At 35.5% G+C, this 22,651-nt stretch carries 10 protein-coding genes; all 10 read left to right on the forward strand.

What is annotated here, in order from left to right:
* The first annotated feature begins 64 nt into the window (after nt 1-64).
* The gene (locus tag SHI72_RS01005) at nt 65-814 is read left to right on the forward strand and encodes a DeoR/GlpR family DNA-binding transcription regulator (RefSeq protein ID WP_039119817.1); all 750 of its coding nucleotides are present in this window, start codon (nt 65-67) and stop codon (nt 812-814) included.
* Between the two features lie 135 nt (nt 815-949).
* Nucleotides 950-2,875, forward strand: coding sequence for a glucosamine-6-phosphate deaminase (nagB, locus tag SHI72_RS01010; protein WP_323488764.1), 1,926 nt, complete (start codon nt 950-952; stop codon nt 2,873-2,875).
* 178 nt (nt 2,876-3,053) lie between these two features.
* On the forward strand, nt 3,054-5,969 hold the full coding sequence (locus SHI72_RS01015) for an FAD-binding and (Fe-S)-binding domain-containing protein (RefSeq protein WP_323488765.1): 2,916 nt from the start codon (nt 3,054-3,056) through the stop codon (nt 5,967-5,969).
* 340 nt (nt 5,970-6,309) lie between these two features.
* Complete coding sequence (locus tag SHI72_RS01020) at nt 6,310-7,122, forward strand: alpha/beta hydrolase family protein (protein ID WP_323488766.1); 813 nt, start codon at nt 6,310-6,312, stop codon at nt 7,120-7,122.
* A 269-nt stretch (nt 7,123-7,391) separates the two neighbouring features.
* On the forward strand, nt 7,392-9,230 hold the full coding sequence (locus SHI72_RS01025) for a PQQ-binding-like beta-propeller repeat protein (protein ID WP_323488767.1): 1,839 nt from the start codon (nt 7,392-7,394) through the stop codon (nt 9,228-9,230).
* 195 nt (nt 9,231-9,425) lie between these two features.
* Complete coding sequence (locus SHI72_RS01030) at nt 9,426-10,898, forward strand: glycoside hydrolase family 10 protein (RefSeq protein WP_323488768.1); 1,473 nt, start codon at nt 9,426-9,428, stop codon at nt 10,896-10,898.
* Between the two features lie 21 nt (nt 10,899-10,919).
* Nucleotides 10,920-13,424: a beta-N-acetylhexosaminidase gene (locus tag SHI72_RS01035; protein ID WP_323488769.1), complete on the forward strand. Its 2,505-nt coding sequence runs from the start codon at nt 10,920-10,922 to the stop codon at nt 13,422-13,424.
* 5 nt (nt 13,425-13,429) lie between these two features.
* Nucleotides 13,430-14,734: a serine hydrolase domain-containing protein gene (locus SHI72_RS01040; protein WP_323488770.1), complete on the forward strand. Its 1,305-nt coding sequence runs from the start codon at nt 13,430-13,432 to the stop codon at nt 14,732-14,734.
* A 281-nt stretch (nt 14,735-15,015) separates the two neighbouring features.
* On the forward strand, nt 15,016-16,158 hold the full coding sequence (locus tag SHI72_RS01045; RefSeq protein WP_323488771.1) for a DUF1343 domain-containing protein: 1,143 nt from the start codon (nt 15,016-15,018) through the stop codon (nt 16,156-16,158).
* Nucleotides 16,159-16,663: 505 nt separating this feature from the next.
* Nucleotides 16,664-22,306, forward strand: a complete 5,643-nt coding sequence (locus SHI72_RS01050) for a T9SS sorting signal type C domain-containing protein (protein WP_323488772.1) — start codon at nt 16,664-16,666, stop codon at nt 22,304-22,306.
* Nucleotides 22,307-22,651 lie beyond the last annotated feature (345 nt).

Genomic DNA, 22,651 nt, shown 5'->3' on the forward strand with positions numbered 1-22,651 from the left:
GTAGTCCTCAGCTTTTGAATTGAATTATTTGATATATTTGCCCTGAATTTTTAATTTTTAAAAAATGCTGAAAGCCGAAAGACATAAATACATAATGACTAAACTCCTTGAAGAACAAAAGGTTGTTACGACGGATTTGGCTTTAGCTCTAGATCTGTCAGAAGATACTATAAGGAGAGATTTGAATGAATTAGACAGTAAGAATCTTCTTGAGAAAGTTTATGGAGGTGCTATACAGCCTACAGAAAAATCTGTTGATGTTTTTGATATTGTCATATCGGCAGAAGAAGAAAAGAAAAAAATTGTCACAAAAGCGTTGTCATTATTGCATGATGGACAGGTTATTATAATGAGCGGAGGTAGCACCAATCTTGTGTTTGCGAAGCTAATTCCTTCCGATTTAAAGGCTACAATCTATACTTATAGCTTGCCAATAGCAATGCAATTATCACAGCATCCTAATATAGATTTAATATTTATAGGTGGAAAAATGCAAAAAAACGCAATGGTTACTATCGGTATGGATGTAATCCAGGTTTTGTCTAAGATTAAAGCCGATATCTGTTTTATTGGAGCCAGTAGTATTAATGTAAAACAAGGATTAACAGAGATAGGGTATGAAGTGTCTATTGTTAAAAAAGCAATGATAGAGTCTTCTGACAGAGTAGTTTCGATGTTTTCTTCGAATAAATTAAATACTAAAATGCCACATGTTGTTTGCGAACTTAGCCAGCTAGATACTATTGTTACAAACCTTGATCCAGAAGATCCAACGCTGGAAGAATATAGAAAATCAGGAGTTTTTGTGTTGTAATTTGAGATTCAATCAGTAATTTCTGCGTTATTTTACGGTATTTTAATTTAATTTTGTTAAATAACGCAAAATAATGTATTCGTTTTGTTTTTTGTATATATTTGTTAAACTAATTTTTTAACTAAGAGATATATTATGAAAACCAATACTTCTTTGGCTTACGACATACCTGGCAAATTTGAAGAAACCCGATTTGAGAAAAATCATAATGTGATTTTTGACAATTCAATTGTAGGTTCAAAAGCAGTTGCTCAGGAAATAGCCGAATTAATACGTTCAAAACAAGCCAAGAATAAAACTTGTGTACTTGGTCTGGCAACAGGCTCATCCCCTATAAAAGTATACGAAGAGTTAGTTCGAATGCACAAAGAAGATGGTCTTAGTTTTTATAATGTAGTTACTTTTAATCTGGATGAATATTATCCAATGACCAAAGAGAATCGTCAGAGCTATCATTATTTTATGCATCAGTATCTCTTTAATCATATTGATATAAAACCAGAAAATGTAAATGTTCCAGACGGAACTATTGTTTTAGAAGAACTTAATCAATATTGTGTTGATTATGAAATGAAAATAAAAGAAGCCGGAGGGCTTGATTTTCAGCTTCTGGGAATTGGTCGTACAGGACACGTAGGATTTAATGAGCCAGGATCACACATTAATTCAGGAACCAGAATTATAACCCTAGATCATATTACCAGAGTAGATGCTTCATCAGACTTTAATGGTATCGATAACGTTCCTAAAAGAGCAATCACAATGGGAGTTTCTACGATTCTTAGATCTAAAAGAATTGTTTTGATGGCTTGGGGACAAAATAAAGCCGAAATTATTAAGAGAACCATTCAAGGAGATATAAGCTCAGAAGTTCCTGCTACATTTTTGCAAAATCATTCTAATGCTACTTTTGTATTAGATCAGTCTTCAGCATCTGAATTAACACGATTTGAAACCCCTTGGTTAGTAGGCGGATGTACCTGGACACAAGAATTAAAAAGCAAAGCAATCGTTTGGCTTTGTAGAGAAACCAAACAATCTATATTAAAACTTACCGACAGAGATTATAATAATAATGGTATGTCAGATCTTTTGGCACAAGAAGGTTCTGCTTACGATTTGAATATTAATATGTTCAATGTTTTACAGCATACCATCACAGGTTGGCCAGGAGGAAAACCTAATACAGATGATTCACATCGCCCAGAGAGAGCCAATCCGGCTAAGAAAAGAGTAATCCTTTTTAGTCCACATCCAGATGATGATGTTATCTCGATGGGAGGAACATTTTCTAAATTAATAAAACAAGGACATGATGTACATGTAGTATATCAAACTTCCGGAAATATTGCTGTTACAGATGATGAGGCATTAAAGTTTGCCGAAGTATGTAGCGATTTTGTCGGAAAAGAGATTGAAGGAGTTAATTTTTCATCGGTTATTAATTTCCTAAATAATAAGACAGAAAATCAAATTGATTCTTTGGAAGTTCGAAAATTAAAAGGACTTATAAGAAGACGTGAGTCGTATGCAGCCACGAGATATATTGGTTTAAAAGATGAAAACACTCATTTCCTTGATCTTCCTTTTTATGAAACAGGTCAAGTAAAGAAAAATCCGTTAGGTACTGAAGATATTGCTATCGTTAAGGATATTATTGCTAAAATAAAACCACATCAAGTATTTGCAGCAGGAGATTTAGCAGACCCACACGGGACGCATGAAGTATGTTTGAATGCGATATTTGCAGCAATGAAAGAATTAAAGTCAGAACTTTATATGAATGATTGTTGGTTATGGTTATATAGAGGAGCTTGGCATGAATGGGATATTCACGAAATAGATATGGCAGTACCATTAAGTCCATCAGAAGTATTATTGAAACGTCATGCAATTTTATACCACCAATCTCAGAAAGACAGAGTAATGTTTCAAGGAAATGACTCAAGAGAATTCTGGGTTAGAGCCGAAGATCGTAATAAAAATACAGCCATTTTATATGATGAATTAGGACTTGCCGAATACGAAGCAATCGAAGCATTTAAACGTTTTGATTACTAATAATTTGTGTTAGTTTAATAAATTATAATATAGATTTCCAACAAAGGATTATAATCCTGCAAGATTTTGTACCGCAGACCTGACGTTTTTTAAAAGAAGTTAGGTCTAATCTTGCTAACTTGCAAAGTGAAAAAACACTTTGAAATACAATAATAAAACAATAGCAATATCATATTAAATGTCTGATACTCTTCAACTACAGCAATTATCCGATTCATTAGAAGGAACTCTTTTTTATGACGAGCTTCATAAAAAATTATATGCCACTGATGCATCTGCTTATAGAATTATACCACAAGCAGTAGCAGTTCCAAAAACAGAAGAAGATATTGTTAAAATTATTCGCTTTGCAGCAAAAAATAAAATTTCAATAACGCCCAGAACGGCAGGAACTTCTTTGGCAGGGCAAACTGTAGGGAACGGAATAATTGTAGATGTATCTAAACATTTTACTAAGATTGTTGCTTTTGATGCTGCTAAGAAAACCATAACAGTTCAGCCCGGAGTAATTCGCGATGAACTGAATTTGTATTTAAAACCACACGGATTATTTTTCGGACCTAATACTTCGACCACAAATCGATGTATGATTGGCGGAATGGTAGGAAATAATTCATCAGGAACAACATCAATACGTTATGGAGTAACCCGTGATAAAATAGTTGAAATAAAAGCGGTTTTAAGCGACGGAAGCATTGTTGTTTTTAAGGAAATGACTTCGGAGGAATTTATAGAAAAGACAAAAGGAGATTCGCTGGAAAGTAAAATCTACAAAGCGATTTATGAAGAACTTTCGAATAAAGAAAACCAGGAAGAAATTGTAAAAGAATTTCCAAAACCTGAAATTCACAGAAGAAATACAGGATATGCAATTGATTTATTATTAAAATCAGATTTGTTTTCGGGTACAGAAAACAAAATAAATCTAGGAAAGTTACTTTGCGGAAGTGAAGGAACTCTGGCATTTACCACAGAAATCACACTGAAAGTAGATGATTTGCCACCAACAAATAATGTTATGGTTGTAGCACATTTTCATACTATTCAGGAAAGTTTAGAGGCCGTAGTTACTGCAATGAAACATCATTTGTACACTTGCGAAATGATGGATGATACAATATTAGATTGTACTAAAACCAATAGGGAACAAGCTAAAAACAGGTTTTTTATTGTGGGAGAACCTAAGGCAGTTATTATGCTCGAAGTAGGATCACACCATAGTATGGAAGATGCCGAACGACAAGCAGATGCTTTAATTAAAGATCTTGAAGAAAATAATTTTGGGTATGCTTTGCCTAAAATTTATGGAACCGATATTGATAAAATAAATGACTTACGAAAAGCAGGACTCGGACTTTTAGGAAGTATTGTTGGTGATGATAAAGCTGCCGATTCTATAGAAGATACAGCGGTTGAACTAAGTGATTTACCTAATTATATAGCAGATTTTTCTGCCATGATGCAAAGACATGGGCAAAGTGCTATTTATTACGCACATGCAGGAGCGGGAGAAATTCACTTGCGTCCAGTTTTAAATTTAAAAACAAAAGAAGGATTACACCAATTTAGAAACATTGCTACCGAAGTGGCTATTTTGGTAAAAAAATATAGAGGTTCACTAAGTGGAGAACACGGTGACGGAATTGTTCGTGGAGAGTTTTTGCCATTTATGATAGGCGAGAAGAATTACGAATTATTAAAAAGAATTAAAAGTGCTTTTGATCCGCATACAATTCTGAATGTTGGAAAAATTGTGAACGCTTTTAAAATGGACGAAAATCTGCGGGTAGAATCAGGAAGAGTAGAACCAGATATTAAAACAATTCAGGATTTCTCGGACAGTATGGGGATTTTGCGTGCAGCCGAGAAATGTAACGGTTCAGGCGATTGCAGAAAGTTACCTTCGGCTGGAGGAACTTTATGCCCTAGTTATCGAGCTACGAGAAATGAAAAAGATACGACTCGTGCTAGAGCCAATGCGTTAAGAGAATACCTAACCCATTCGGAGAAAGACAATAAATTCGACCACGAAGAATTATATAAAGTATTTGAGTTGTGTGTGAGCTGTAAAGCCTGCGCAAGCGAATGCCCAAGTAATGTAGATGTAGCGACTTTAAAATCGGAGTTTTTATACCAATACCAAAAAGCAAACGGATTTTCTGTACGAAATAAAATATTTGCTTTCAATTCTAAACTTAATAAGCTGGGAAGCATAGCACCTTCCATGACAAATTTTGTAGCCAATTTGGGCTTGGTTAAAAAAAGTATGGGAATTGCATCTCAAAGACAAGTTCCATTATTAGCACCAACAACTTTTAGAAAGTGGTACGAAAAAAATAAAAAATCAACAGTAAATAGTCCTTTTGCAAATGGAGCAGTATATCTTTTTTGTGATGAGTTTACCAATTATTATGATGTTCCAGTTGGGATAGATGCCTATGAATTGCTGACAGGACTAGGCTATGAAGTAATAATTGTAGACCACGAAGAAAGCGGAAGAGCATTTATATCCAAAGGATTCTTAGAAGAAGCACAAGAAATAGCTAATAAAAACGTAGGTATTTTTAAAGATTTAATTTCAGAAAATATACCCCTGATAGGAATCGAACCATCTGCAATATTGACTTTTAGAGACGAATACATTCGATTGGCAAAAGACAAAGAAAGTGCTGAACGATTATCGAAAAACACATTTACAGTCGAAGAGTTCTTTAAGAGAGAAATAACAGCAGGAAAAATTCATTCTGGACAATTTTCGAATGTAGAGAAAACAATAAAAATTCACGGACATTGTCATCAAAAATCATTAAGTACAGTCGAAGCTTCTTTTGCAATGCTCAATGTGCCTAAAAATAGTTCGGTTACCATTTATAATTCAGGTTGTTGTGGTATGGCAGGTTCATTTGGATATGAAAAAGAGCATTACGAAATAAGTATGCAAATGGGTGAGGATACTTTGTTCCCAAAAATCCGTTCAACCGAAGCAACAACAGCAATTGCTGCTGCAGGAACGAGTTGCCGTCACCAGATTTTTGACGGAACCAATAGAAAAGCAATGCATCCAGTGACGATTTTGAGGGATTGTTTGAAATAAATTTCTCGAATCTAAATTTTATATTTTTTGAGTTTTATTAAAGAAATAAAATTGTAACAAAAAAAGTTAACCATGTAAGTGATGTAAGAAAATATAAGCATGACTAATCAGCATAAAACTTAAATGGACTTATATCACTTACATGGTTAAAATAGTTTTATTTAATTGTGTGTTACCTTTTAGCTCAAGCTTTAAAGTCAGTGAAATAAGAACTTAAAAGAAAGAAAGTTAATCATTTAACCCGTTATATTTTTTTGTCAAAATGTATCAGAAATAAAAAATCTCATACATTTTGAAGAAAAGTTATTGCCTCTTTTTAACTAAAAGAAACCATAATTCTATGAAAAAAACAATTTACACATTACTCTTAGTATTTCTATTTTTTTCTGCCAAAGCTGCTAAGATTGACACGATACAAGTGTTTAGCGCTTCGATGAATAAAAACATAAAGACGTGTGTAATAGTTCCTGATAATTATAAAAAAAGCAAGAAAAAATTCCCAGTAGTTTATTTGCTTCACGGATACAGCGGAAATTATGCAACTTGGGTAAAAAGCTTTAAAGAAGTTGGAGAACAGGTTGATAAATATGGTTTTATAGTAATTGGTGTTGATGGGAATTATTCAAGTTGGTATTTTGATAGTCCAATAGATTCCACTTTTAAATATGAAACTTATGTTGTAAATGAGTTAGTTCCCTTTATAGATGAAAATTACAAAACGATTGCAAGTCGTGAAGGCAGAGCTATATCAGGTCTTAGTATGGGTGGACACGGAGCATTATATCTCTCGTTTAAACATCAGGATGTTTTTGGAGCAGCTGGGAGTATGAGCGGAGGAGTTGATTTTCGTCCGTTTCCTGAAAAGTGGGATATAAAAAAACGTTTAGGTTCTATAACTGAATTCCCTGAAAATTGGGAGAAAAATACAGTAGTAAATATGCTTGGATTAGTAGAAAACAATAATCTAAAACTTATTATCGATTGTGGAGTAGATGATTTTTTTATTGATGTAAACAGAGAACTTCATACAAAGATGCTTGCCCAAAAAATTAACCATGATTATATAGAACGTCCAGGAAAACATAATATTGAATATTGGGAGAACTCCTTAAAATTTCAATTGCTGTTTTTCTATAATTTTTTTAATAATTGAGAGAGGTTCAAAGGGACAGAGTAACAAAGGTTCAAAGGGACAGAGGTTCAAAGGTTTTCTGTAGACGCACAGTGTATACGAACAGTGTAGAGACGCACCGCAGTGCGTCTAACATAAAGGATTAAAATATTTTTTTCGCCACGAATTAATGAATTTGCACGAATTGAATCTGCTAAATCTGCCGAATCTGCGAGAGAAAAAACGCAAAGATGTATCGTAGAGACGCACCGCAGTGCGTCTAACAAAACAATAACACACAACAATTGCTTATGAAACATTCATTTTCGATAATATTATTGCTTTTTATAATTGTATCAGGGTTTTCTCAAAAGGCAGAAAAATCAGGAAATATCAAGTTTGTGCAACTTACAGATTTGCATGTTTCTGTGGGGAACGAAAATGATTTTTTGTTGCAAGACATTATAAAAGAAATCAATAATTCGGATAATGAATTTGTTGTAGTAACGGGAGATTTAACGAATCGTGGTGCAGATGATGAACTAAAGCAAGTGCATTCTATTCTGGCTAAATTGAAAATTCCGTATTATGTAATCTCAGGAAATCACGAAACTAATTGGAGTGAAAGTGCAGGTTTGACTTATAAAAAAATATGGGGTAATGATCGATTTGTTTTTTCAAAAGGCGACTATCTTTTTATCGGATTTCCGTGTGGACCTTATATGAAAATGGGTGATGGTTTTGTAAAGCATGAAGACGTTCTTTGGCTTGACCAAACACTAAAAGACAGTCTTAAAAATAGCAATAAAAAAGTATTGAACTTTGCGCATTATCCATTAGATAATAGTGTGAGTAATTATAAAGAAGTACTTTCTGTTTTAGAAAAATATCCTACAGTTGTTAGTTTTTGTGGTCACGGACACACCTTAAAAAAATATGATTTCTCTGGTCTAAGCGGTATTATGGGAGCATCGATTACCTCTCGCGATGGAAAAACCAGAAGCTACAACGAGGTTGTAATCAATAATGATAGCATTAGTGTTTATCAGAAAATGATAGACAAACCAGGTGTTTTTAATTTCTCAGTTCCAACAAAGCCTTCAAAAATTGAAATTCCAAAAGATAATCTAGAAACTAATTTCCCACCATTTGTAAAAGACATTGCATCAATTTATAGTGTTCCTTGTTTTGATAAAAAGAGCCTCTATTTTACCAATTCTATTGGCGAGATACAATCGATTAATTTGAAAAACAAAACGCTGAATTGGAAAACAGAAATAGGAAATGCTATTTATTTCTCCCCAATTATTGTAAAAAACAATCTTGTTATTGGTACAATAGAAGGGAATCTATTGGGATTTGATACAGCATCAGGCAAACAAAAATGGAAGATTCCTGTAGGTGGAGTTTTGGTAGGTTCGCCAATTGTTGAAAATAATAAAATTTATACAGCAAGCTCTACAGCGTTTATATGCATTGATGCCGTTAGTGGTCAGGTAATCTGGAAGAATAATTTACCACAATCGTATTCGCAAGGAACTCCATTGATACAAGGAGATAAGATTATTTTTGGAGCATGGGATGCGAATGTTTATTGCTTAAATAAAAACACAGGAGCACTTATCTGGCGATGGAATAATGGCAATATAAATCAGCTTTTGTATTCAGCTGGAAATGTAAATGTAGTGTCGTCAAAAAGCAGACTTTACTTTGTTACACCAGAACGTTTTTTGACCATTCTGGATATTGAAACAGGTAAAACTCTTTTGAGAACCTCTAAATGGAAAGTCAGAGAATCGATGGGAAAAAGCCAAGATGGAAAATGGTTTTATGCAAAAACAATGAATGGAGAATTGTTAAGATTACCATTAAGCGATAATCTAGAATTAACCGAAGAAAATTTGATTAGTCAAAGTAAGATTTTAGATTTAAAACTAGGGTACGAACATAATCCAGCGCCAATAGTAGAAAACAATAATAAAATATATATAGGAAGCCGAAAAGGAGAAGTCGTTATTGTTGATGCAGAGAAATTTGAGATTATAAAACAAATCAATTTAGGAAGCTCGAGCGTAAACGGATTTTCAGTTGATGATCAGGGAAAAGTTTGGACATCACTTATAGAAGGTGGAGTTTATTTGTTAGAGTAAGTTTATGTTGTAAAGGTTTTCGCCTCGAATTACATAAATTGAATCTGCTAAATCTGCCAAATCTGCGAGAGAAACAATAAAAGATTATATAGATTAAATGAAAACTTTGCGAACCTTGCGTAAATCTTTGTGAGCTTTGCGTTTAAAGTTTCAACACGAATACAAAACCAAAATAACTAACCAAAAATAGAATTTATGAAAATCTTAAAAATTTTAATTCTAGTGCTGTTGTTTCAAGCCAATCTCTTTGGACAACAACCAGCAAAAAGAGAAATGCGGGCTGCTTGGATTTCTACTGTAGATAATATCGATTGGCCTTCAAAACCAGGTTTATCAGACAAAGCGATGAAAGCCGAAATGATAACGATTCTGGATAATTTACGGTCGTATAATCTGAACACCGTAATCTTTCAAATTCGCCCTACGGCAGATGCCTATTACAAATCGACCAAAGAACCAGCATCACATTGGATAACCGGAACTCAGGGCGTTGCTCCGGGTTTTGATCCATTGCAATTAATGATTGACGAAGCAGGAAAAAGAGGAATGAGCGTACATGTCTGGCTAAATCCGTATCGTGTACAAAAAGATACGGCCAAGAATGTACTTGCAAAAACGCATTTATATTTTAATAAACCAGAGCTATTCCTTACTTACGGAAATACGAGATATTTTAATCCTGGTTACAAAGAAACCAGAGATTTTGTAGCCTCGGTAGTGGGCGAAATAGTTCGAAATTATGATATTCAGGCGATACACATGGACGATTATTTTTATCCATATAGAATTGCTGGACAAGAATTTCCTGATCAGGTTGCATTTGCCAAAGAGCCTCGACAGTTTAAAGACAAAGACGATTGGAGAAGGGATAATGTCGATTTGATAATCAAACAAATACGTGATACTATAATTGCAAATAAACCAGAGGTCGAATTCGGAATTTCACCTTTTGGAGTATGGCGAAATATTGCCAAAGATTCAGAAGGATCAAACACTATGGCAGGAGCTACAAACTATGATGATTTGTATGCCAATGTTTTAAAATGGCAAAAAGAAAACTGGATAGATTATGTAACACCTCAAATATACTGGCACATTGGTTTTGACAGAGCTAATTTTGAAGTTTTGGCAAAATGGTGGGCAAAACATAAATACGGGGCAAATGTATATGTAGGTCACGGAGTTTATAAGCTTTCGAAAACAGCAAATGAAGTAGAGTGGAGAAGTCCAGACCAGATTGGGAAGCAAATAGAAATGGTTCGGTCTCTGCCTTTACTAGATGGTTCCATGTATTTTACAGCAAATAATTTTCTAAAAAAAGGAGATACGCTTAGAAAGCCTCTTATCGAAAAACAATATAAATATATTGCATTAACACCCGAAGCAAACAGAATTACAAGAATAACACCACAGCCGCCAATAAATGCTACAATTGCTAAAAGCGGAGATAAAGGACTGCTTACCTGGAAGGCTGGATTGAACAATAAAAAATATGTGATTTATAGATTTGCTAAAGGAAAAATAACCGATTTCTCTAATCCTGAGAATATTTACTATGTGACCACAGACACAAAATTAGAAGTGCCAAATGCTAATTTTGAAAAATATATTTATGCCATTACCGCTTTGAGTACCACACAAACGGAAAGTATTCCGATACAATTTTAACAAAACAAAAAACCAGAAAAGATGAAAAAAAGTATGCTACTAATCGCAGTTTTCCTGAGTTCCCTGAATGTATTACAGGCTCAGAAACTCGATATAATTCCGCAACCAGTAAAAATAGAACAGAAAGAAGGAACATTTGTAATTCCTTCATCAGTACAAATTGTTGTAGACAAAAAGTTGCAAAAAAGTGCCCATTATATAGGGAGTGATTTTTTTGCAACTACAGGAATTAAACCGATTGTTTCTATTGGAAAAGGAAATAAAAAAGATGGAATATCATTTTTAGTAGATGAAAAACTAAATCTTCCTAATGATGGTTACGAATTGAGCGTAACTAAAAAAGGAGTGGTTATAAAAGGAAAATCTTCAAATGGAGTCCTAAACGGACTTCAAAGCTTATTACAAATTTGCTCTGCCAAAGAGGTAAAAAAAGGAACAATTCCGTTTGTGAAAATAGAAGATTATCCTCGTTTTGAATGGCGCGGAATGATGCTTGATTGTTCAAGACAGTTTTTTGATAAGCAAACGGTTAAGAATTATATAGATTGGCTAGCAGCACACAAAATGAATGTTTTTCATTGGCATCTTACCGATGATAACGGTTGGAGAGCCGAGATTAAATCAATGCCAGATTTAACCTTAAAAGGAGCTTGGAGAGGACCAGGAGAAGTATTGTTGCCATCTTACGGTTCAGGAAACAAACGTTACGGCGGTTATTATACCCAAGCCGATATGAAAGAAGTTGTGGCTTATGCAGCAGCTCGTGGAATCTCAATCATGCCCGAAATCGAAATTCCGGGACATTCACGCGCTGTAACGGCAGCATATCCAGAAATAGGATGTGCTACGACTCAGGAAACAAAAAGTGTTCAGGGAGAAGTAAAAAATGTATGGTGTGTGGGGCGTGAAGAAAACTATCAAATTTTGGATTCTATAATTAGAGAGGTTTCAGAAATGTTCCCTTTTGAATATATTCATGTTGCAGGAGATGAGGTAAACAGAGCCAATTGGGAACATTGCCCAAAATGTAAAGCGCTGATGGAAAAAGAAGGATATACAGATACTTTTCAGCTTCAGAATTATTTCTTTAGGCGTGTTGAAAAAATCGTAGAAAAATACAATAGAAAAACGGCTGGCTGGAATGAAATTTTAAAAGGAGGAGAGATAAATCCAAACACTTTAATTAGTGCCTGGCAGGGAATAAGCTACGGAATTGAATCGGCTAAAAAAGGGTATGAAACTGTTATGATGCCAGGACAATTTACTTATTTTGATATGGCACAGTCCGAAAATGAACGCGGTCATCGTTGGGCAGCAATTACAGATACAAAAAGAGCTTATTCGTTTGAGCCAATTCCAGACAACGATTTAACTCCCGAACAACAAAAATTAATAAAAGGAGTACAAGGTGCTTTGTGGAGTGAATATCTTGATCGTCCGACACGATTTGTAGAATACCAAAGTTACCCAAGAATTAGTGCTTTGTCGGAAATTGGATGGTCTAAAAAAGAAGATAAAAACTGGGATAATTTTTATGGAAGATTAACCAATAGCCATTTACAACGTTTGGCTAATATGGGAATTGCTTTTAGAGATTTTCCGCCAACGGCAATTTATAAAAGCGGAACTATTACAGTAACACCACCTTATGAAGGAGCTGTTGTACGTTATGATGCGCAAGGAAACGAACCTACGAGACAATCCCCTTTATATACTGGACCAATCCAGACTAAGAATTACGAGCAATACCTGTTCCGTACCTTCTTTAATGAAGATTCAGCAAGTCCTGCGGTAAAAGTTGAGAAATTACCAGTTGCAAATTGGAATACATCAAAAGTTGAGGTTTTAAATATTTCAGAGAATATTACGGAGCATGTTGATAAAAGCGGGATTTGGTATCTAACTTTTAATCCAACTGCAGATGAGGCTAGTAATGGAGTTATTAAATCGGTTTCACTTTATGAAAATGATAAATTAATCCAAACTTATTCAGAAGAAAAAACGCTGAAATCCAAACCTCGTTTGCGATTTGTGATTGATAATTATAATGATAAAAACACTTATCGTTTAGATTTTACTGTAGATAATAAAGAGGCTACAGCATCTTCGGCTAAGGTAAAATTCAATTGTTCACCTTATCTGGAACCAGAGGTAAAAGTGACCTCATCAATGGCTGAAAATCCTAAATTCCCAATTTCAAGATTAGAAGATTATAATGAAGAGACTTATTTGCGTACCGATGTTCCGTGTGTAAGTGGTGACTGGATTTTATACACTTTTACCAATCCTGTTGTTTCTTCAAAAATTGATGTGCTGACAGGAATTCCACATCACCCAAGATTTATTGTAAATGATGGTTATGTAGAATATTCGTATAACGGAATTGATTTTGAAAAAGGAGATATTTTTGATTATGGGAATGCTTCCATCTACCCAAAGAAACCTGTAAAAGCAGTTAGAATAATGATCACAGGAACCAACAACGAGCCTCTTATGGCAGGTCAGGACTTGAGAGTTAATCCATAAAGAACATGAAGAAAATAGGAGTTAAAATTGTACTTGTTTTTTTGATACTTCTAGAGATTAGTTGCCATTCTCTAAAAAGTTCAATAAAATCTTTCGATACAAAGCAAAATGAAGTTTACATCGATTCGATGATGAATAATGCGCTCGAAAAAGGATTTTTCCCTGGAGCACAAATTATTGTAGGTAGCAAAGATTCTGTTTTCATTTTGAAAAATTATGGATATCACGATTATTCAAAAAAAGAGTTAGTAAAAACAGGCGACGTGTACGATTTAGCTTCTATGTCTAAAGTTTTGGGAGCTACGCTCGTTGCAATGCGTTTGGTTGGAGAAAACAGAATGAATTTAGATGATAAGTTGGGAGAAGTAGTTCCTATGTATAAAAACACGGCTATTGCCGATTTAACCCTTTTTGAGTTACTTACGCATACATCAGGACTAACGCCTAGTATTACTTTTTATCAAAGTTTGCTGTCTACACCAGATGGATCTCCTTTGTTAAGTAAAGAAAAGTCTGAGAACTATCCTGATTTATTTGATACGATGTATGTAAACAAGAATATTGTTTATGATGCAAATTATCTCTCTTTTGAACCTAAAGATAATTATGTACAAGTCTATAAAAATATGTGGATAAATCCAGAGTTTTATAAAACGGTTTATGCAAAAATTGCTGTTGCCAATACCAACCCTCGTGGTAAGTATTTGTACAGCGATTTAAACCTGATCCTTGTGCAACAAATGATGGAGACAAATACAGGTAAAAAATTAGATCAACTGGCGAATAAAATTTATGCTGAATTAGGGATTTCAAAAATTGGATATAATCCTTTAAAATGGACTTCGGAGCAAAATGTAATGCCAACCGAAATTGATAATTTTTTCAGAAAAGATACCATCAAAGGATATGTTCACGATGAAGCTGCGGCTATTTTAGGTGGAGTTTCCGGGAATGCAGGTTTGTTTGCCAATGCACAATCGATCTCGGTAATTTGCCAGATGTTGCTTAACAATGGGAAGTATCAAGGAAAGCAAATTCTAAAAGCAAAGGTGGTTGCAGCATTTACTAATTCACCTCTTGCCAAAGAAGGAATTTATCGTGGACTTGGTTTTGATAAACGAAAACCTGATGCATTTTATTGCAAAAATGATTTTGGACATACGGGTTTTACAGGAACATTTTTCTTTTTGAATCCCGATAATAATAGGTTCTTAATTATTCTTACCAATCGTGTAAACCCTACAAGAACTAATAGATTAATGTATAAAGATGATTTTTGCCCGAAGATTTGGAAACAAATAAATGAGTGAAAAAAGTTAGCCACAGATTAAAAATGATTTTTGTTTTGTTGACGCTAAGTTTTTCACGCAGATTTTACAGATTTAAGCAGATCAACACAGATTATAAAATTTAAATCTGCCAGAATCTGCAAAATCTGCGAGAAACAATTTATTATAATGTAAATCTCCTAAATCTGCAGAATCTGCGAGAAACAAAAATTAGTGGCAAAAAACAATCTGTGTTAATCGGCTAAATCTGAGTGAAACAATTTATGCTAATTCGTGCAATTAGTGAAAAACAAATAAACCCTATGAAAAAACTAACCATAATATGCGTATTAATTACAACCGTTTCTTTTGCGCAAAAAATAAAAACAGGAGCAGAAAATTATACTGAATATTTACCTTTACTAAAAGGGAAAACTATTGGTATTGTAACCAATCAAACAGGAATTATTGATAAGAAAACCCATCTGGTAGATTTTTTGGTTGAAAAGAAAGTAAAGATAAAAACCATTTTTGCACCAGAACATGGTTTTAGGGGGACAGCCGATGCTGGCGAACACGTATCTGATGAAATCGATACAAAAACAGGATTGTCGATTGCTTCCCTTTACGGGAAAAATAACAAACCAAATGCTGAGCAATTAAAAGGAATTGACATCATGGTTTTTGATTTGCAAGATGTAGGAACACGATTATATACGTATGTTTCTACAATGCATAGAATAATGGAAGCATGTGCCGAGAATAACATTCCGTTAATTGTATTGGATCGCCCGAATCCGAATATTGGTATTGTAGATGGTCCTGTTTTGGATATTGCGTTTCAAAGCGGAATTGGAATGCACCGAACTCCCTTACTTCACGGAATGACTTTAGGCGAAGAAGCTAAAATGATTAATGGTGAAAAATGGCTTAAAGACGGAATTCAATGTAAACTGACAGTTATCCCGTGTCTGAATTATAATAGAAGCATGAGTTATAGTTTACCAGTGCGACCTTCGCCTAATTTACCTAACGATCAATCGATTAATTTATATGTTAGCTTATGCCTTTTTGAAGGAACTAATATAAGTATGGGACGTGGAACTGAGAAACAATTCCAGATATATGGTTCTCCTTATTTGCCCAAAAGCGACTTTGCATTTACTCCAAAACCAAATTTTGGAGATAAAGACCCTTTATATAATGATGTAGAATGTAATGGAGAGGATTTGTCGGCAATTCCTAGAATTAATAGACTAGAAATTAAATGGCTGATTAAGGCGTATCAAACAACTGCCGATAAGTCTAAATTCTTTGATAAAAGAAAATTCTCTATACGAGCTGGAAATGAAAAATTGCAACAACAAATAGAAGCTGGAACCTCCGAAGAAGAAATTAGAAATAGTTGGAAAGATGGTTTGCGAGACTTTAAAAAAATGAGAGCAAAATATCTGATTTACAAATAAAAATAATAAATAGAAAGGCATAGCCCTAACAAGATTTTAAAACTTGTTAGGGCTTTTTTTATTATGAAAAGAAAGTAACGCAGATAAAACGGATTTTTACATCTAAACAAAGCCTTTGAACCTTTGTCTCTCAGCACCTTTGCGCCTCAACACCTTATCCACTTAAATGGTACTGTAAGAAAAACAACATTTTTTGTAACAAAATTATAATTATAACTTATTGATATATAGTATGTTAAAAACTTGATTAAAATTTAAATTTATTCGATGTACTGCATGAAAATATGAGAAATATTTTAATTATATGCAGAAATATTTTGTTAATTTTATCATTAAGTTTTTTAAACGTCTGTAATTCAATAACTTATGAATTATGTATTTCTTGATAAAAAATGCATTGATAACATTTTAATCAAATGGAATTTCTTTTTAATACCACACTTATCATAAATACCCTTTACCCCAAATAATTAACTGATTTTTTTCATTATTAAAACCTACTATTATGAAATTAAAATTATTTTTATTACTCGTCTTTATTAGTTCTTATTCGTGGTCCCAAGCAGGATCGACGAAAACGTATACCAACAATGGGACATTTCCTGTCCCTGCTGGTATAACTAGTGTCATTGTTCAGGCATGGGGCGGTGGCGGATCTGGCGGTGGAGCCAGTGGTGCCCCATTGCTTTTAGGAAGAGGTGCTGCCGGAGGAGGAGGAGGAGCTTATGCAAGTGCTCCAATTACAGTTACTCCCGGAGCAACGCTAAATGTATTAGTTGCTAGTCAAACCGCTGGTACCAGCGGAACTGGTGCTGCAGGAGGGAACTCTACTATTAGTGGTTTCGAAACGTCTATCTTAGCCGCAGGAGGTTTAGGTGGAGATGCCAATAATGCCGGAGGTTCTCCAGCAGGAGGAACAGGAGGAACAATTGCAGCTTCGGCAGGTTCTAGTAAGTTTGCAGGTGTAAACGGAGGTAATGGTAACTCATGGAATCTTCTAGGATTATTGCTTTCGTCTGGTGCTGGAGGTGCCGGAGCAAATTCAGGAGGAGCCGGAGGAGGAGCTGTTTCAGGTTTACTCTTAAGTAATGCACCCGGAATCGCAGGTTCACCAGCTGGTGGAGGAGGTAGTGGTGCCATAAATTCGGCGTTGGGTGTTGCACAAATTGGAGGTGCAGGCGCAGCAGGAAAAGTGATTATTTCTTATTCTTGTCCTAATTATAGTATTGCATCTACAACTGCTGCAAGTATTTGTGCTTCTAGTGGTACAACATCTACAATAACATTAGCGGGTAGCGTTACGTCATTGCCTGTTGGTAATTATGTAGTGACTTATAACAGAAGTAGTCCTAGTGCTACAGCACTAACTGCAAATTTAGCAGTTAGTACAGCAGGCACTGGAACTTTTACAGCGGAAGGACTAACTACTGCAGGTTCGAGCATTATAACAGTTACTAAACTTACTTCAGAAACTTGTTCTTCAACTATTACGACTAATAATTCAGCTACGGTAATTGTATCACCGGCAACAGTTGGAGGAACAGTAAGTGGCGGTACTACTATTAATGCTGGAAATACAAGCGGCTTGCTAACATTATCTGGTCATACAGGAGTAGTTATTAAATGGCAATCTGCGGTGAGTCCGTTTACAACATGGGTCGATATCGTCAATACAAATACAACTTATACTTCAGGAACATTAACAGCAACTACGCAATTTAGAGCAGTTGTTCAGAGTGGTGCTTGTGTAGCAGCAAATTCTGCTGCAACAACGGTTACAGTAGTGCCTTTACCCACTATAACGGGATTAGCTGCAAATAGTGTATGTACGAGTGATGATGCACAAAGTACAGCTCTAAGTTACAGTGCAACAACGGGAGCTCCAATTACCTATAGTATAGTTTGGAATTCTTCTCCTGCAAATAGCTTTGCAGCAGTTACAGATGAAGTGTTGCCATCTAGTCCAATTACGATTGCAGTTCCTGCCGAAGCTGCCGCCGGAACTTATACCGGAACATTAACGGTAAAAAATGCAAGCGGTGGTATAAGTACAGGTTCAGTTTTTACTGTAACTATAAATGAAACTCCTACAATTATATCAGATGGAGTACTTTCTCTAATTTGTGCAAACGGCAATTCACAAACATCAACTTTATTTTATGTTGCTTCTTTTGGTAATCCAACAAGTTATGCCCTTGATTGGAATAACGCAGCAAATGCAGCTTTGTTAGCGGATATCCCTGATACTTCATATAATTTTGCTTCAAGTGGAGGAATCCCAATTCAAATACCTGCAAATGCTTTACCGGGAACCTATAACGGATCATTTATAGTGAAAAGTGGATCTTGCAGTTCTGCATCTACGGTAACGATAACAATAATTGGGCAAGCTATTGGTGGAACAGTAACTGGCGGAACAACAATTAATTCCGGAGAGACAAGTGGTTTGCTGACTTTATCAGGTCATACAGGATCTGTTGTTAAGTGGCAGTCATCAGTAAGTCCGTTTACGGCTTGGGTTGATATTGACAATACAAATACAACTTACACTTCAGGAGTACTAACAGAAACTACACAATTTAGAGCAGTTGTACGAACAGGATTTTGTCCGGTTGTAAATTCTGCTGCAACAACTGTAACGGTAGAGGCTTTACCTACTATAACAGCGTCAGCTTCGGCTGGATCTCGATGTTCAATTGTGGGTGCGCAAAATACACCGTTAAGTTATAGTGAAACAACGGGATCTCCAATTAGTTATAGTATTGTTTGGGATTCTTCTCCAGCAAATAGTTTTGCAGCAGTTACAGATGCAGCATTACCGTCTAGTCCAATTACGATTGCAGTTCCTGCCGGAACAGCTGTGGGAACTTATACGGGAACATTGACTGTGAAAAATGCAAATGGTGGTGTTAGTACGGGTTCAATTTTTACTGTAACTATAAATGAAATTCCTAAAATTACATCAACTCGAATATTCTCTGCGATTTGTGCAGGCTCGCAAATATCAGATTTAGCTTATAGTGCTACTACTGGAAGTCCTACAAGCTATGCAGTTAATTGGGATAACGAAGCAAATGCAGCTTTCTTAGTAGATATTCCTGATACTCCACATCTTTTTACTTCAACTCCTAATACATTTCAAATCGAAGTATCAGCAAATGCTTTACCAGGAACCTATCAAGGATCATTGATATTAAAAAATGGATCTTGCGGTTCTGTATATCCCGTGTCTATAACAATATATCCGCCAACAGTTGGTGGAACAGTAACTGGCGGAACAACAATTACTTCTGGAAACACAAGTGGTTTACTGACTTTATCCGGTCATACAGGATCGGTTGTTAACTGGCAGTCATCTGTAAATCCGTTTACGACATGGGTTGATATCGCAAATACAAATACTACGTACACTTCAGGCGTATTAACAGAAACTACACAGTTTAGAGCTGTTGTACAAAGTGGGGATTGTGCAGTAGTAAATTCTGTGGCAACAACTGTAACAGTAGAGGATTTACCTACTATAACCATATCAGACGGAACCTTTCCTATTTGTCCAGCTGATGAAGAGCGAATAACAAATTTATATTATAGTGAAACAACGGGTTCTCCAGTTACTTATAGTATTGTTTGGGATTCTTCTCCAGCAAATAGTTTTGCAGCAGTTACTGATGCAGCATTACCTGAAAGCCCTATCGATATTCATGTTCCTGCGGGAACTGTTGGAGGATCTTATACGGGAACATTGACTGTGAAAAATGCAAGTGGCGTAGTTAGTACAGGCTCATCTTTTACTGTGCCTATAAATGAAAAACCTACAATTACAACAAATGGAACAATTTCTCCAGTTTTTACAAGTACGAACTCGCAAACTGCATCATTAACATATACTGCAGTTACAGGAGATCCTATAGGATATTATATTGAGTGGGACGTTTTTTCAGGTAATAGTCCAATGCAAAATCAAGGTACAACTTCATTCACTTTTGCTCCCGGCGGAGGTGTAATAAATACAATTGAAGTATCTCCTAATGTTCCGCCTGGAACCTATATTGGAAGTTTGGTTATTTACAATGGAACTTGTATCTCAGCAGCTCAGGAAGTATCAATAGTAATTAACCCTGAAGCACCCACTATAACAGCAGCAGAATCAACAAATGCTGTTTGTTCAAGAGTTTCTGCGCAAGGAGCAGCATTAAGTTATAGTGCAACAACAGGATCTCCTGTCTCTTATAGTATTGTTTGGGATTCTTCTCCAACAAATAGTTTTGCAGCCGTTACAGATGCAGCATTACCTGCCAGTCCAATTAAGATTAATGTGCCTGGGGGAACTGCTGAGGGAACTTATACCGGAACATTGACTGTTAAAAATGCGAGTGGTGTTAGTAGTGCAGGCTCACTTTTTACAGTAACTGTAAATCCACTTCCTACAATTACAACAAATGGAGAAATTACACCAGTTTTTACAAGTACCAGTTCGCAAACAACATTATTAGCATATACTGCAGTTACAGGAAACCCTACAGAGTATTCTGTTAAATGGAATGTTATTTCCACTAACAGTCCAATACAAAACCAAGGTTTAACTCCATTCACTGCAGCTCCAGGCGGAGGTGTGATCAATACAATTGAAATATCTCCAAATGTCCCGTCAGGAACCTACGTTGGACTACTGACTATTTATAGCGGAACTTGTAAAACGGATCTAGCAGTAACAATACAAGTGAATGATGTAGTACTACCACCAACAATAACAGCAGCAGAATCAACAAATGCTGTTTGTTCAAGAGTTTCTGCGCAAGGAGCAGCATTAAGTTATAGTGCAACAACAGGATCTCCTGTCTCTTATAGTATTGTTTGGGATTCTTCTCCAACAAATAGTTTTGCAGCCGTTACAGATGTAGCATTACCTGCCAGTCCAATTAAGATTAATGTGCCTGGGGGAACTGCTGAGGGAACTTATACCGGAACATTGACTGTTAAAAATGCGAGTGGTGTTAGTAGTGCAGGCTCACTTTTTACAGTAACTGTAAATCCACTTCCTACAATTACAACAAATGGAGAAATTACACCAGTTTTTACAAGTACCAGTTCGCAAACAACATCATTAGCATATACTGCAGTTACAGGAAACCCTACAGAGTATTCTGTTAAATGGAATGTTATTTCCACTAACAGTCCAATACAAAACCAAGGTTTAACTCCATTCACTGCAGCTCCAGGCGGAGGCGTGATAAATACAATTGAAATATCTCCAAATGTCCCGTCAGGAACCTACGTTGGACTACTGACTATCTATAGCGGAACTTGTAAAACGGATCTAGCAGTAACAATAGTAGTTAATGATGCGGTTGTACCACCAACAATAACAGGAATAGGTGCAACTGACATATGTTCAAGCCCTAGTGCGCAAAATACAACATTCTATCTCTTTACAACCGGCTCTCCAGTTGTGTATAGTATAGTATGGGATTCTTCGCCTACAAATAGTTTTGCTGCTGTTACTGATGAAGCATTGATTGATAATACGGTCACGGTTGCTATTCCTGCAGGAACTGCGGCCGGGGTTTATAACGGAGCATTGACTGTAAAAAATGCGAACGGTATAAGCAGTAGTTCAAGTTTAATAACTGTGACTATTAACGAAACGCCAGCGGTTACGCCTACAGTTACACCAGAAACATCTTCATCTAAGGGAAGTGTTCTTTTAGAAAATTTACCTGAGGGTGATTGGACTGTATCATTTAATTCAGGAGCAACTGTTTATGAGTCAGATCTACCTTCTTTATTAATTCAAAATCTATCATCCGGCACTTATACTTTTATAATAACTTCAGATCAAGGTTGTGTGCAGGAATTAACAGTTGGTATTCCTTTCGTATTTGGTCGTGCAGTTGCTTCAAAATATTCTGCATCGGCAAACAATACAATTTCTGTAGCTACTTTAAACAAAGTGATTAGTGTTAATGCTTTTGATCAGAATATTAATCAGGTACTTATTTATGATGTTTCAGGTAATTTACTCTACCAGAAAGATGGGGTAGGAAATCCTAAATTGAGTATTGATAATTTAAAATCTGCCAATCAGGTTCTGGTGGTTAAAGTTGTTTTAGATAACAATCAGATTAAAATTAAAAAAGTGATTTATTAAATTGAATAAAGTTTTGTTTTTAAAACCATTCCGTTTTGCGGAATGGTTTTTTGTTTTTTAATAGATTCTAAACTGTTGAGGTTTAAAGGTGCTAAGTTGTAAAGTTTCAAAGGTGCTGAGGTTCTAAGTTACAAAGAGACAAAGGGACAAAGACTTGACCACAACATAACCCCAATCTTGTCACCCTGATGAAAGAAGGGTCTCCGCGAGAAACTCGATAATTAAGAGATGCAAAGGTTTTCTATCGATGCGCTAAGAAAGGTTTAAAGTTGCAAAGTTGCAAAGGGACAAAGACTTGATCACAACATAACCCCAGTCTTGTCATTCCGAAGAATTGAGGAATCT

The organism is Flavobacterium sp. PL02 (genome assembly GCF_035013205.1).
Lineage (GTDB): Bacteria > Bacteroidota > Bacteroidia > Flavobacteriales > Flavobacteriaceae > Flavobacterium.

Coding starts and splice junctions, on each gene's coding strand:
- SHI72_RS01035 (WP_323488769.1), top strand. CDS start 10,920: ATGAAAAAAAGTATGCTACTAATCGCAGTTTTCCTGAGTTCCCTGAAT.
- nagB (WP_323488764.1), top strand. CDS start 950: ATGAAAACCAATACTTCTTTGGCTTACGACATACCTGGCAAATTTGAA.
- SHI72_RS01015 (WP_323488765.1), top strand. CDS start 3,054: ATGTCTGATACTCTTCAACTACAGCAATTATCCGATTCATTAGAAGGA.
- SHI72_RS01040 (WP_323488770.1), top strand. CDS start 13,430: ATGAAGAAAATAGGAGTTAAAATTGTACTTGTTTTTTTGATACTTCTA.
- SHI72_RS01030 (WP_323488768.1), top strand. CDS start 9,426: ATGAAAATCTTAAAAATTTTAATTCTAGTGCTGTTGTTTCAAGCCAAT.
- SHI72_RS01050 (WP_323488772.1), top strand. CDS start 16,664: ATGAAATTAAAATTATTTTTATTACTCGTCTTTATTAGTTCTTATTCG.
- SHI72_RS01005 (WP_039119817.1), top strand. CDS start 65: ATGCTGAAAGCCGAAAGACATAAATACATAATGACTAAACTCCTTGAA.
- SHI72_RS01020 (WP_323488766.1), top strand. CDS start 6,310: ATGAAAAAAACAATTTACACATTACTCTTAGTATTTCTATTTTTTTCT.
- SHI72_RS01045 (WP_323488771.1), top strand. CDS start 15,016: ATGAAAAAACTAACCATAATATGCGTATTAATTACAACCGTTTCTTTT.
- SHI72_RS01025 (WP_323488767.1), top strand. CDS start 7,392: ATGAAACATTCATTTTCGATAATATTATTGCTTTTTATAATTGTATCA.